At 64.8% G+C, this 13,260-nt stretch carries 11 protein-coding genes and 1 pseudogene; 5 read left to right on the forward strand and 7 right to left on the reverse strand.

Annotated elements, in window-relative coordinates; translation table 11 throughout:
• Positions 1-84: 84 nt before the first annotated feature.
• The 4 genes from ACCD05_RS13895 to ACCD05_RS13910 all read left to right on the forward strand — a co-directional run bounded on the left by ACCD05_RS13895 (position 85) and on the right by ACCD05_RS13910 (position 5,329).
• Positions 85-1,614: an ABC transporter substrate-binding protein gene (locus ACCD05_RS13895; RefSeq protein ID WP_413393467.1), complete on the forward strand. Its 1,530-nt coding sequence runs from the start codon at positions 85-87 to the stop codon at positions 1,612-1,614.
• Between the two features lie 464 nt (positions 1,615-2,078).
• On the forward strand, positions 2,079-3,026 hold the full coding sequence (locus tag ACCD05_RS13900) for an ABC transporter permease (RefSeq protein ID WP_413393366.1): 948 nt from the start codon (positions 2,079-2,081) through the stop codon (positions 3,024-3,026).
• A gap of 1 nt (position 3,027) precedes the next feature.
• The gene (locus ACCD05_RS13905) at positions 3,028-3,891 is read left to right on the forward strand and encodes an ABC transporter permease (RefSeq protein ID WP_413393368.1); all 864 of its coding nucleotides are present in this window, start codon (positions 3,028-3,030) and stop codon (positions 3,889-3,891) included.
• Between the two features lie 46 nt (positions 3,892-3,937).
• A complete protein-coding gene (locus tag ACCD05_RS13910; RefSeq protein WP_413393370.1) occupies positions 3,938-5,329 on the forward strand; it encodes an amidase in 1,392 nt (463 codons plus the stop codon).
• On the opposite strand, the gene ACCD05_RS13915 is transcribed toward ACCD05_RS13910, so the two are convergent.
• The 3 genes from ACCD05_RS13915 to ACCD05_RS13925 form a co-directional block, all read right to left on the reverse strand.
• Positions 5,322-6,179: an NlpC/P60 family protein gene (locus ACCD05_RS13915; protein ID WP_413393372.1), complete on the reverse strand. Its 858-nt coding sequence runs from the start codon at positions 6,177-6,179 to the stop codon at positions 5,322-5,324. The two genes, ACCD05_RS13910 and ACCD05_RS13915, sit on opposite strands and share 8 nt — an antisense overlap.
• A 16-nt stretch (positions 6,180-6,195) precedes the next feature.
• Complete coding sequence (locus ACCD05_RS13920; protein WP_018899175.1) at positions 6,196-6,540, reverse strand: MarR family transcriptional regulator; 345 nt, start codon at positions 6,538-6,540, stop codon at positions 6,196-6,198.
• A 101-nt stretch (positions 6,541-6,641) separates the two neighbouring features.
• Complete coding sequence (locus tag ACCD05_RS13925; RefSeq protein ID WP_413393374.1) at positions 6,642-8,030, reverse strand: leucyl aminopeptidase family protein; 1,389 nt, start codon at positions 8,028-8,030, stop codon at positions 6,642-6,644.
• A gap of 144 nt (positions 8,031-8,174) precedes the next feature.
• Here ACCD05_RS13925 and ACCD05_RS13930 point away from each other — a divergent pair, with 144 nt between their 5' ends.
• A complete protein-coding gene (locus ACCD05_RS13930; protein WP_413393376.1) occupies positions 8,175-9,005 on the forward strand; it encodes a pilus assembly protein TadD in 831 nt (276 codons plus the stop codon).
• 7 nt (positions 9,006-9,012) lie between these two features.
• On the opposite strand, the pseudogene ACCD05_RS13935 reads toward ACCD05_RS13930, so the two are convergent.
• The 4 genes and pseudogenes from ACCD05_RS13935 to ACCD05_RS13950 all read right to left on the reverse strand — a co-directional run bounded on the left by ACCD05_RS13935 (position 9,013) and on the right by ACCD05_RS13950 (position 13,239).
• Positions 9,013-9,645, reverse strand: a pseudogene (locus ACCD05_RS13935) (LysE family translocator).
• 109 nt (positions 9,646-9,754) lie between these two features.
• On the reverse strand, positions 9,755-10,741 hold the full coding sequence (locus ACCD05_RS13940) for a type II secretion system F family protein (RefSeq protein ID WP_047506661.1): 987 nt from the start codon (positions 10,739-10,741) through the stop codon (positions 9,755-9,757).
• Between the two features lie 13 nt (positions 10,742-10,754).
• Positions 10,755-11,762 carry a type II secretion system F family protein gene (locus ACCD05_RS13945; RefSeq protein WP_047506663.1) on the reverse strand — a complete coding sequence of 336 codons (1,008 nt, stop codon included), beginning with the start codon at positions 11,760-11,762 and terminating at the stop codon, positions 10,755-10,757.
• Positions 11,763-11,766: 4 nt separating this feature from the next.
• Positions 11,767-13,239 (reverse strand): CpaF family protein, encoded by a 1,473-nt coding sequence (locus tag ACCD05_RS13950; protein WP_047506665.1) that lies wholly within the window; start codon positions 13,237-13,239, stop codon positions 11,767-11,769.
• Between the last annotated feature and the right edge of the window lie 21 nt (positions 13,240-13,260).

A 13,260-nucleotide genomic window follows, 5' to 3' on the forward strand; every position in this document is an offset into this window, starting at 1 on the left:
ATCGTCATTGTGTGTGCACAGGCGCAATGACACTCTATCGGCAATCGGCCAGTTGCAGCAAGCGGCGGCCATGAAGGGAACATGATGATCAAGCTTTCGCTCGCGCCCTCGGCGCGCCTCGTTCGTCGTCTTTCGCTTGGGGCCGCCGTCTCGGCCGGCCTGGTGATGCTGAGCCTGACGCCGGCTGAAGCCGCCAAGACCTCGCTCAGCCTCGGCATGACCATCGAGCCCACAGGCCTCGACCCGACGATCGCCGCCCCCGTCGCCATCGGCCAGGTCACCTGGCAGAACGTCTTCGAGGGTCTGGTGACGATCGACGAGGCCGGCAAGGTTCTGCCGCAGCTCGCGAAAAGCTGGGAGATCTCGCCGGATGGACTGACCTACACGTTCAAGCTGCGCGAAGGCGTCACCTTCCACGACGGGCAGGCCTTCGATTCCGCCTCCGCCAAGTTCGCGCTCGACCGCGCCCGCGGCAAGGATTCCGTCAATCCGCAGAAGCGCTTCTTCGCCTCCATTTCGTCGATCGATACGCCCGATGCCGCGACACTGGTGCTGCATCTCTCCGAGCCCACTGGCAGCCTGCTCTACTGGCTCGGCTGGCCGGCCTCCGTCATGGTGGCGCCGAACTCGGCGGCCGATGACAAGACCAAGCCCGTCGGCACCGGCCCCTTCAAGTTCGTCAGCTGGGCCAAGGGCGACAAGGTCGAGCTGGAAAAGAACGCCGGCTATTGGAACAAGGACGTGTCGGTCGCGCTTGACAAGGTCACCTTCCGCTTCATCGCCGATCCGCAGGCGCAGGCAGCCGCGCTGAAATCCGGCGACGTCGATGCCATCCCCGAATTCGCCGCGCCCGAGTTGATGACCTCGTTCGACGGTGATGCCCGGCTGATGACCAAGATCGGCAACACCGAGCTCAAGGTCGTGGCCGGCATGAACAATGCCGAAAAGCCTTTCAACGACAAGCGCGTGCGCCAGGCCCTGATGATGGCGATCGACCGCAAGACGGTGATCGAAGGCGCCTGGTCCGGCCTCGGCACGCCGATCGGCAGCCACTACACGCCGAACGACCCCGGCTATGTCGACCTGACGGCGAAGCTCCCCTACGATCCGGAAAAGGCCAAGGCCTTGCTGACGGAAGCCGGCTATCCTGATGGCTTCAGCTTCACCATCAAGTCCCCGCAGATGGCCTATGCGCCGCGCAGCGCCGAGGTCATGCAGGCCATGCTCGCCGAAATCGGCGTCACCATGACCATCGAACCCACCGAATTCCCGGCCAAGTGGGTCCAGGACGTGATGAAGGACCGTTCTTACCAGATGACCATCGTCGCCCATGCCGAGCCGATGGACATCGACATCTATTCCCGCGATCCCTACTACTTCAACTACAAGAACCCCGCCTTCAACGCGCTGATGAAGAAGGTCCAGGAAACCACCGATCCGGCCGCGCAGGCCAAAATCTACGCCGAAGCGCAAACCATCCTCGCCGACGACGTCCCGGCGCTCTTCCTCTTCGTCATGCCCAAGCTCGGCGTCTGGGACAAGAAGCTGAAAGGCCTCTGGGAAAACGAGCCGATCCCATCGAACGTGCTCACCAACGTCTCCTGGGACGAGTAGGTGGCGGGAGGGTTCGTGTTGGTGGGAGAGGATGGAGAGGTTAGGGTAATCACCGAGTTTGCGGCCCCCTCATCCGCCTGCCGGCACCTTCTCCCCGTTGGGGCGAAGGGACGTGTGGCGGGCCGCTCGCGCCGATCTCTTCCTTTCTCCCCGATGGGGAGAAGGTGGCCCGAAGGGTCGGATGAGGGGGCTACGGACGCTGAGCGTAAACATCATCGCCCCGCCAAGGTTACCCCCCTCTGCCCTGCCGGGCATCTCCCCCACAAGGGGGGAGATCGGCTGGGCTCACCCGCTCGTTCCGACCTCAACGTTCAGCGATGCCATCGCCACGAGTCGATCTCCCCCCTTGTGGGGGAGATGTCCGGCAGGACAGAGGGGGGTATCCCAACCACCGAGTCCGCCTTCACTATCCCGCGCTCTGAGCGTGCCTCCAACACGGCGCTCACCACCCCAAGGCCCGCCGCATGATCGCCCTCGTGCTCCGTCGCGTCGCCGGCCTCGTACTCACGCTGCTCGTGGTCTCGCTGCTGATCTTCGCCGTCATGGACATGCTGCCCGGCGACCCGGCCTCGATCATGCTCGGCACCTCGGCCTCGCCGGAAACGCTGGCGGCGCTCCGGCACGAACTCGGCCTCGACCGCTCGCTCCTGGTCCGCTACGCCGAATGGCTGGCAGGCGTCTTCACCGGCGATCTCGGGCGCTCCTACACCTACGGCGTCCCCGTCGCCGGCCTGATCCTCGAGCGGCTCGCCGTCACCCTGCCGCTCGCCCTCATCGCCATCCTGCTCTCCGTGGCCATCGCCATCCCCCTCGGCGTCACCGCCGCATCCAGGCGCGGCGGCATTGTCGATGCGGTCGCGACCGTCTTCTCGCAGGTCAGCATCGCCGTGCCCGCCTTCTGGGTGGCGCTGCTGCTGATCATCCTGTTTTCGACCACGCTCGGGCTGATGCCGGCGGGTGGTTTTCCGGGCTGGAGCGCGGGTGTCTGGCCGGCGCTGAAGGCCCTGCTGATGCCGGCAGTCGCGCTGGCCCTGCCGCAGGCGGGCGTGCTCACGCGCGTCACCCGCTCGGCGGTGCTGGACACGCTGCACGAGGATTTCACCCGCACCGCCCGCGCCAAGGGCCTGTCATCAGCCACCGTACTATGGCGCCATTCGGTGCCCAATGCGCTGGTGCCGATCCTCACCATCCTCGGCTTGCAAGCCACCTTTCTGGTGGCCGGCGCAGTCTTGGTCGAGAATGTCTTCAATCTCCCCGGCCTCGGGCGTCTCGCCTATCAGGCGCTGTCGCAGCGCGATATCGTCGTCATGCAGGATGTGGTGCTGTTCTTCGCCGGCCTCGTCATCCTCATGAATTTCCTGGTCGATCTCTCCTATCTCGCGATCGACCCGCGTCTGAGAAAGGGGATCTGAGATGGCGCCCCTGGTCTCGACCGCAACAAGTATCGGCCGCCGCCGCATGCGCGGCGTCAAGCGCGTCAACCTCATCATCGGCGCCGTGATCGTCGCGTGCCTCGTGGCCATCGCGCTGTTGTCGCTCGTCTGGACGCCGCTGCCGCCGGCGAAGATGCAGATCATCCACAAGCTGCAGCCGCCGCTCGGCTTCGGCCTTCTCGGCACCGATCAGCTCGGCCGCGACGTGCTCTCCATGCTGATGGTCGGCTGCTGGAATTCGCTCTCGATCGCGATCGTCGCCGTTGCCATCGGCGGCACGCTCGGCACCATCGCCGGTCTCGCGGCAGCCGCCTTTCGCGGCATCTTCGAAACGCTTCTGATGCGCGTCTGCGACGTCATCTTCGCGCTCCCGCCTATCCTCTCGGCGATGATGCTCGGCGCCTTCCTCGGTGGCGGTCGGCTGACGGCGATAGCCGCGATCGCAACCTTCCTCATTCCGGTCTTTGCCCGTGTTGCGCTGGCCAGCGCGCTGCAGGCCTGGAGCCGCGATTACGTGCTCGCCGCCCGCGCGCTTGGGAATACCCGGCTGGCGATCTCGCTCCGCCACGTGCTGCCCAATATCATGAGCCAGCTCATCGTCCAGGTGACCATCCAGCTTGGCCTCGCGGTGCTCACCGAAGCGGGCCTCAGCTTCCTCGGTCTCGGCCTTGCCCCGCCGGCGCCGAGCTGGGGGCGGATGCTTGCCGATGCGCAGACCTATCTTGCCCTTGCCCCCTGGCTCGCCATTCTCCCCGGCCTTGCCATCGCGCTCTCCGTCCTCGGCTTCAACATGCTGGGCGATGGGCTGCGTGACCTGCTCGATCCTCGCGAGGCCAGCCGCTGATTGAAGACGCCGTTGATTTGATGATGTCATTTTGAAAGACCGCGCCATGACCGAGATCGACCTGAGCATCCGCGAACTGAAGCGGTATTTTGCAAGCAAGAGCCTGTCTCCGCTGGAATACTGGCTGGCGCTGGAGCCGCATATCGCGGCCTGGGAGCCGCACATCGCCGCGCTTTATCTCTACGATCCCGACGCCGCCCGCGCGCATGCCAAGGCCTCCACCGAACGCTGGGCGAAGGGCGAAACGCTGGGCCCGCTCGATGGTATCCCGGTCACGCTGAAGGAGCTGATATCAACAAAAGGCCAGCCCGTCCCGCTCGGCACCAGGGCCGTGGAGCTGACGCCGGCGCTTGACGACGCCCCGGTTGCCGCCCGCATGCGCGAGGATGGCGCCATCATCTTCGCCAAGACCACATGCCCTGATTACGGCATGCTCTCGTCCGGCCTTTCGAGCTTCCACCCGCTCAGCCGCAATCCGTGGGATGTCAGCCAGAACCCCGGCGGTTCCAGCGCCGGCGCCTCGGCGGCGGCGGCAGCTGGCTATGGCCCGCTGCACATCGGCACCGATATCGGCGGCTCCGTGCGGCTTCCGGCCGGCTGGACCGGCATCTTCGGCTTCAAGCCTAGCCACGGCCGCATACCGGTCGATCCCTATTACGTCGGCCGCTGCGCCGGGCCGATGACGCGCACGGTCGATGATGCGGCGCTCGCCATGGCGACGCTGTCGCGGCCGGACTGGCGCGACGGCACCAGCCTCCCGCCGAACGATATCGACTGGACCGATCTCGACATCGACCTCTCGGGCATGCGCATCGGCCTCATGCTCGACGCGGGCTGCGGCCTTGATGCCGAGGACGAGGTGAGGGCGGCGGTCGTTGCGGCTGCGAAACAGTTCGAGGAAGCCGGCGCCGTCATCGTGCCGGTCGGCCCGGTGCTGTCGCGGGCGATGCTGGATGGGCTCGACAATTTCTGGCGTGCCCGCTTTTGGGGCGATATCGAGGGGCTGAGCGAGGAGCGCCGGGAGAGCATCCTTCCCTATATCTACGGCTGGGCCAAGGGTGGGGCCGATGTCAGCGGCGTCGCCGCCGTGAAGGGCTTCAACCAGACGATCGAGATGCGCAAGGCCTGCGGCGCGCTGTTCGAGACGGTCGATGCCGTCTTGTCGCCCACCAATCCCATCATCTCCTATCCGGCCGAATGGGCCTCGCCGACCAACGATCCGGCCCGCCCCTTCGAGCACATCGCCTTCACCGTTCCTTGGAACATGTCGGAGCAGCCTGCCTCGTCGATCAATTGCGGCTTTTCCCGATCCGGCATGCCGATCGGCCTGCAGATCGTCGGCCCCCGCTTCGACGACATGCGCGTCCTGAGACTGTCGAAGGCCTTCGAAACCTGGTCCGGCGGCGTCACCGCATGGCCGAAGCCGCCGGTCAGCTGATCGGGCGACGATAGCCGTTGGGCTGCTCGTAGAGCCAGCCGATACGCTGAACGGCCTCTTCGAAATTCTCGCGTACCACCGTCATGGTATGGCCGGTCGCATGCAGGATCGTTTCCGCATCCTCCATGATCGCCACATGCCCCTTCCAGAACACCAGGTCGCCGCGTCGCAGCTCTTCGCGGGTAATAGGCGTGCCGAGCGCTGAGGCCTGCATGTCGGTGTCGCGCGGCGCGGCGCGGCCGGTCATCAGCATGGAAAGCTGCACCAGGCCGGAGCAATCGATCCCAAGCCCGGAGCGTCCGCCCCAGAGATAGGGCGTTTCGACAAAACGGGCGGCGATATCGACATAGTCGACACCATCAAGCGCGCCGATCGGCTGCACATGCTTGGCGAAAATGGCCGTGCCGTCTTCCAGCGTCACATAGTGGTTGCCGCGCGCCTCTGCGGTGCCGGCAACGGCGACGCGGCTGCCCATCGAAAGAATGCTGTTATAGGGTTTGCGCAGCTCCGGCTCGCGATAGAGGAAGGTGCGCTGAACGGTGACGACATGGGTCGGCGCGGGCGACATTTCGCTCACAGCGCTCTCGGGCAGGTAGCCGACGTAATTGTCCGACCGCGCCTTGATCCAGCACCATCCATCGGCGCGGTCGAGCACGGTCACGTCCTCGCCGAACAAGAGCTCGGTGTCGATACCGACGGTCGCGTCCGGCCGCGGCCGTAGCCCCACGACCGGTACGGTGACGCGCGCCGGTGTCCCGTCGGTAAAGCGCTGCGCCGTGACCTGTCCTTCCAGCCCGCGCTCGGCGAGGTCGTCCCTGAAGGCGTGCAGGCGGCGGTCGAGCGTGGTCATGGTCTTGTCCTCAAAGTCACAGCCGGCGCCCGTGCTCGCGCACGCGGTCGCCCAGTTTTTCCAGGTAAAGCGCGCCGCCCACGGTGCGCTTGATCAGCACGTTGCGCCGGTCGCTGTCGTCGCGCACCCGGTCCACCAGCCCCATCTCGCCCATCGTATCGAGCGCCCGGGTGATGACCGGCTTGGTAACGTTGAGCTCGGCGGCCAGTCCGCGCACGGTATGCGGCGGCGGCACGAGATAGATATGCAGCAGGATCGCCATCTGGCGCAATGTCAAATCGCGGTCGTCGTGGCGGACCTGATCGAGCGAGACGCCATGCCAGAGCCCGAGCGCCTGCGATGCGGTCAATTCGATCGGCACGGCCCCTCCCGCATTCGTTACGCCTGCGTTCCATTTTCCGGCACGTATCCTCGCAACGCAATGGGGCGGCAAATCTGCCGCCCCACAGGGTGAATAAAATTTTAACGAACGCTCTCGCGGATGTGGTGGTAGAGCGCCCGGATCGCCTGCGCCTCGCCGCCGCCGGGCGAATGCGGACGCTCCGAAGGCGCCCAGCCGTAAATGTCGAAATGCGCCCAGCTCTTGGCGTGGCTGACGAAGCGCTTGAGGAACAGCGCGGCCGTGATCGCGCCCGCCATGCCGCCTGCCGGCGCATTGGTGATGTCGGCGAACTTGGCGCGGATGTCCTTTTCGTAGCCGGCATAGAGCGGCAGCCGCCAGAGCGGATCGTCGGTCTCGATGCTCGATTCCATCAAGTCGCGCGCGAGATCGGTATCGTCGGTGAAGAAGGGTGGCAGGTCGGGTCCGAGCGCCACGCGCGCAGCCCCCGTCAGCGTCGCCATGTCGATCATAAGGTCGGGCTCTTCCTCGTCGGCGTAGGCCAGCGCGTCGGCGAGGATCAGGCGGCCCTCGGCGTCGGTGTTGTCGATCTGCACCGTCAGGCCCTTGCGGCTCTTGTAGATGTCGCCGGGGCGGAAGGCGTTCGACGAGATCGAGTTCTCGACCACGGGAATGACGACGCGCAGGTCGACCTTCAGCTTGGCATCCATGATCATCAGCGCCAGACCCATGACATTGGCAGCACCCCCCATGTCCTTCTTCATCAGAAGCATGGAGGAGGCGGGCTTGATGTCGAGACCGCCGGTGTCGAAGCACACGCCCTTGCCGACGAGCGTGATCTTGCGATGACCCTTCTTGCCCCAGCGCAGCTCCATCAGGCGCGGCGCGTCGGCGCCGGCGCGGCCGACTGTGTGCACGAGAGGGAAATTATGCCGGAGATCGTCGCCCGAGATCACCGAGATCTCCGCCTTGTAATGCGCCGCAAGCCCGCGGAACGCCGCTTCCAGCTCGTTCGGGCCCATGTCGTTGGTGGGCGTGTTGATCAGGTCGCGGGCAAGGAACACGCCGGCCAGCTGCCGCTTGATATCGGCGGCATCGGCATCGCGCGGGATCATCAGCGTGCCGGCCGGCTGCTTTTCGGATTTGTAGCGGTCGAAGCGGTAGCTCCCGAGGCCGAAGCCAAGCGCCAGCCGGTTGGCCGTCAGCGGCGCCGTCTCGATATGCCAGTCGCCCGCCGGTAGCGCGCGCGCCAGCTTGCCGGTGATATAGGGCTGTTCCGAAGGATTGGTGCCGAGGCCGAAGAGAGCGCCGCCGAGATGGCCTTCCGAAGTCGGGATCAGCAGCAGCGAGCCGCTTTCCGCCTTGTAGCCCGCCTTCTTCGCCCAATCGAGCGCGATCGGATCGATCGTCCCGGTTTCGATATGCGCCGGCGTGACGGCGAAGATCGGCAGGGTCTGGCCGCCCTTGCTATTGAAGGGGGTCGGTCTCTCGATGAACTGGAACGGGGGCATTGTTTATCCTTCGGGGGCGTCCGGGAATCATATTTTAACGTTCCGTTAGGGTTAACAGACTATTGCTTGAGCGTAGATTGCGTCAAAGCCTTTCCCTGTTCCGCTTTTAGGTCAGGCGCCGATTTCTGATTTCAGGAAACCGCGATGGCTGCTTTGGTCGACACTTATTCGAAAACCCGCCTTCTCCAGTGCGCAGCAACCGCGATGCTGGCCCTGATGCTGGCCGGCTGCAACACCACCAAGGACAAGATGACGACGGGTTCCATCCCGGTCGCGCTGAACAAGCCGGTCGAGACGATGAACGATCAGGAAGTGCGCTCCGCCACCGATCGCGTCGGCCAGGCCTATGAGAAGAACCCGCGCGATCCCGTAAACGGCGTCAACTACGCCAATCTGCTGCGCATGCAGGGCAGGGATGCCCAGGCGCTCGCCGTCATGCAGCAGGTGGCGATCGCCAATCCGCAGGATCGCAACGTGCTTGCTGCCTACGGCAAGGCGCAGGCCGCCGCCGGCCAGTTGCAGCAGGCGCTCGACACCATCGGCCGCGCCCAGACGGCCGACCGTCCCGACTGGAAGCTCGTCTCGGCGCAAGGCGCCATCCTCGATCAGCTCGGCCGCTCGAGCGAGGCCCGCCAGCGCTACCGCGACGCGCTCGATCTGCAGCCGGGCGAGCCGTCGATCCTCTCCAATCTCGGCATGTCCTATGTGCTGACCCGCGATCTCCGGACCGCCGAAACCTATCTGCGTCAGGCAGCAAGCCAGCCGACGGCCGATAGCCGCGTGCGCCAGAACCTGGCGCTCGTCGTTGGCCTGCAAGGCCGCTTCCCGGAAGCGGAAAAGATCGCCCGCGGCGAACTCTCGCCGCAGCAGGCCGATGCCAACGTCGCCTATCTCCGCTCGATGATGTCGCAGCAGAATTCCTGGCAGAAGCTCGCCGCCAAGGATGTCGGCACCGCGACAGCCAGCGCCAACTGATTAAAGTCTAACGGCCGCTCAGGCCTGACACGACAAGCTGCAGCCCGAGCCCGGCCATGACGGCGCCGGCCGCGCGGTCGATCCACTTCTTCGCGGCGAGATAGACCCGGCGCGGGTGCCGGGCCGAGAAAGCCAGCGCCACGATCGTCTACCACGCGGCCTCGACGGCAAAGACCCCAAGCGGGATCGCCACGAACAATTCCAACGGAATGGTCTTCGGCAAGAGCGCCGCGAAAATGCTGGCATAAACGACGATCGTCTTCGGATTGCTGACCTGCGTCAGGAACGCGGTCATGAAGCTGCGGCCGATGGCGCGGCTGGCGGCGGTCGTCTCGCCGATCGTGAGCGGCTCACTCGCGCCGCGCCAGATCTTGTAGGCTATATAGGCAAGATAGAGCCCGCCCATGATCTTCAGCGCCAGATAGAGCCAGCCGAACTGCGAGAGCAGGGCGGTCAGCCCCGCCAGCGCCAGGATGCTGAACAACACCCCGCCCAGCCCCATGCCGGCCGCCGCCGCAAGCCCGTCGACACGCGAGCGCGATACGGCGATCCTGGAGACGAGAACGAAGCTCGGCCCGGGGCTCATCGCGCCGATCGAGAGCGTTGCGAGAATGCTGAGAAAGACGCTGAGCGACGACATGGCGATGGTCCGCGTTGTGGGGTTAGCGTGATCCAATGTCACACGACCCCGCGTAACGGTCCATCCTAAAAATCGGTGGTGTGGAAACGCCGGCTGACGGTCGAGACGTTTAGAACCGGTCGGCGACCTGGATGCCGGCCGGTCCGAGAATGACGGCGACCAGAACCGGCAGGAAGAACAGGATCATCGGCACGGTGAGCTTCGGCGGCAGCGCGGCGGCTTTCTTCTCCGCCTCGTTCATGCGCTCGTCGCGGCCTTCCTGGGCAAGCACGCGCAGTGCCTGCGAGATCGGCGTACCGTAGCGATCGGCCTGCATCAGCGCCTGCACGACCGACTGCACGATCGGGATCTGCGTGCGCGTACCTAGGTTTTCGAGCGCCACGCGGCGATCCGGCAGGAAGGAGAGCTCGGCCGTCGTCAGCACCATTTCTTCGGCGAGCGGCGGAGAGGCCTCGCCGAGCTCTTCCGAGACGCGGCGCATCGCGGCCTCGATCGAGATACCGGATTCGACGCAGATCAGCATCAGGTCCAGCGCATCCGGCCAGGCGCGCTTGATCGAGTGCTGCCGCTTTTTCATCTTGTTGGAGATGAAGATATTCGGTGCATAGAAGCCGACATAGGCAAAGCAGAGCGTCGCCAGAAAGCGGATCGGCGTCGGCTTGTCGACGAGGTGGTCGAGGCCGAACACCCAGAAGATCGCCAGCGCGAAAAAGCAGAACGGCAGGAGGAAGCGCGCGACCAGGAACATGTTGAGCGCGTTTTCCGAGCGATAGCCGGCCGCGCGCAGCTTGTTCATGGTGTTCTCGTCGACCAGCGCCTCGCGCAGGTTGAAGCGCTCGACGATCTGGCGAACCGAGCGGTTGTTCTGCGTGCGCAGCGACGCCTTGCTGCCGGTCGATTCCGCGTTCATCCGCGCGCGTTCGCGGGCGCGCATCTGCTCGCGCTCCGTCGAGACCGCCTTCATGCGCTGGTTGAGATCGCCGCGCTCGAAGAACGGGATGGCGAGCGTGTAGAGCGTCGCGAACACCGCCAGCGCCACCAGCACCGCGATCAGCATCGAGGGATCGGTCAGGGAACTCGCAAGATCGGACGACATCGCATTGCCTCGGTTAGATATCGAAATTGACCATGTTGCGCATGACGAAGATGCCGATCGACATCCACACCGCCGAAGCGCCCATGATCAAGTGACCGCGCGGGTCGGTGAACAGCACCATCATGTATTGCGGCGACGTCATGTAGACGAGCGTCGCGACGATGAACGGCAGCGCGCCGATGATGACGGCCGATGCCTTGGCTTCCATGGAAAGCGCCTTGACCTTGGCCTTCATCTTCTTGCGCTCGCGCAGCACCTTCGAAAGGTTGCCGATCGCTTCGGAAAGGTTGCCGCCGGCCTGCGACTGAATGGCGATGACGATCGCGAAGAAGTTCACTTCCTGCAGCGGCATGTGGTTGCCCATGCGCGTGCAGGCGTCGGGCACGCTGAGACCGATCTGCTGGCTTTCGACCACGCGCCGGAACTCGCCCTTGACCGGCTCCTTGCCCTCGTTGGCGATCAGCCGGATCGCGTCGTTCAGCGGAAGGCCGGATTTGATCGATCGCACGATCACATCGAGCGCGTTCGGGAACTCGTCGAGGAACTTGTTCTGGCGACGCTTGATCAGGAAGCCGAGGATCCAGCGCGGCAGCCCGAGCCCGGCCACAACAGGCAGCCCGAGCACCACCATGGTGGGGGCGCCGGCCAGAAACGCGACGAACATCAGCACAAGACCGAAAATACCGCTGAACATGTAGAAACGGCCGGGCGTGATCGAGAGACCGGCCTGCGTCAGTCGCGATTTCAGCGTCAGCTTCTTCTTGGCGTTTTCCTGCTGCCGCTTCTCGAGATCCTTCAGGTTGTCCTGCATCGATTTGCGACGCTTCGACATTTCCTGGACGCGGTCGCGCGCTGCCTTGACGCTCTGCTTGTCGAGTTCGGCCGATGCCACCCGGCTGACGCGGCTTGCCGCCTTCTTTTCGGTTTCCATCCGTGAGAACAGCAGGCCGTAACACACCGCGCCGGCCGAAATGGCCACGAGCAGCACGATACCCAGCACGATCGGATCGAAACCGAACATAATCTTAATCCTTCGACTTCTCTTCCATTTCGTCGAGCGCCGCGGCGAGCCGCTTCTCTTCGTTGTAATAGCGGGCGCGATCCCAGAAGTTCGGCTTGCCGATACCGGTCGACTTGTGTCGCCCGATGATCTTTCCGCCCGCGTCTTCGCCTTCGATCTCGTAGCGCATCAGATCCTGGGTGATGATCACGTCGCCTTCCATGCCCATCACCTCGGTGATCTGGGTGATGCGGCGCGAGCCATCGCGAAGGCGCGCGGCCTGGACGATGACGTCGACCGAGTTCGAGATGATCTCGCGAACAGTCTTGGCCGGCAGCGAATAGCCGCCCATGGCGATCATCGATTCGATACGGCTGAGGCATTCGCGCGGGGAGTTCGAGTGGATCGTGCCCATCGAGCCGTCGTGGCCGGTGTTCATCGCCTGCAGGAGGTCGAAGACCTCGGGTCCGCGCACTTCGCCGACGATGATGCGTTCGGGGCGCATACGCAGGCAGTTCTTGACGAGATCGCGCATGGTGATCTCGCCTTCGCCTTCGATATTCGGCGGGCGGGTTTCGAGCCGCACCACATGCGGCTGCTGCAGCTGCAGTTCGGCCGTGTCCTCGCAGGTGATGACGCGCTCGTCGCGGTCGATGTAGTTGGTCAGGCAGTTGAGCAACGTCGTCTTGCCCGAGCCGGTACCGCCGGAGATGACGATGTTGCAGCGGACGCGGCCGATGATCTGCAGCAGCGTCGCGCCCTCGGGCGTGATCGCGCCGAAGCGCACCAGCTGGTCGAGCGTCAGCTTGTCCTTCTTGAACTTACGAATGGTGAGCGCCGGCCCGTCGATGGCGAGCGGCGGTGCGATGACGTTGACGCGCGAGCCGTCGGGAAGACGGGCGTCGCAGATCGGGCTCGATTCATCGACGCGGCGGCCGACCTGGCTGACGATGCGCTGGCAGATCGACAAGAGCTGCGCGTTGTCGCGGAAGCGCACTTCCGATTCCAGCGTCTTGCCGCCGACTTCGATGAAGGTCTTGCCGGAGCCGTTGACCATGATGTCGGCGATGTCGTCGCGCGCCAGGAGCGGCTCCAGCGGACCATAGCCGAGAACGTCGTTGCAGATGTCGTCGAGCAGTTCTTCCTGCTCGGAGATCGACATCGCGAAGTTCTTGATCGTGATGATATCGTTGACGATATCGCGAATTTCCTCGCGCGCGCTCTCGCCGTCGAGCTTGGCGAGCTGCGACAGGTCGATCGTGTCGATCAGCGCCGAGAAGACTTGTGCCTTGGTATCGTAATATTCGTCGGTGCGGGCAGGGCGCTTGCGCTGCGGCGTCTGCATCGGCGGCGGCGCCACCTGCTGGCGGGTCTGCTCGCGCTGCGGCTCGACGAAGACGGCCGGCGCCGTCGACGAGGAAGGCGCAGCAACAGGTGGCGGTGGCGCGATCGTGCCGCCCGCCTTGCCAGATCCTTCGTTTCCGCGTTTTCCGAACATGCCTTATTCCACTCCTGGTGG

The sequence above is a fragment of the Rhizobium sp. Rhizsp42 genome (assembly GCF_047304155.1).
In the GTDB taxonomy this organism is placed as follows: Bacteria; Pseudomonadota; Alphaproteobacteria; order Rhizobiales; family Rhizobiaceae; genus Rhizobium.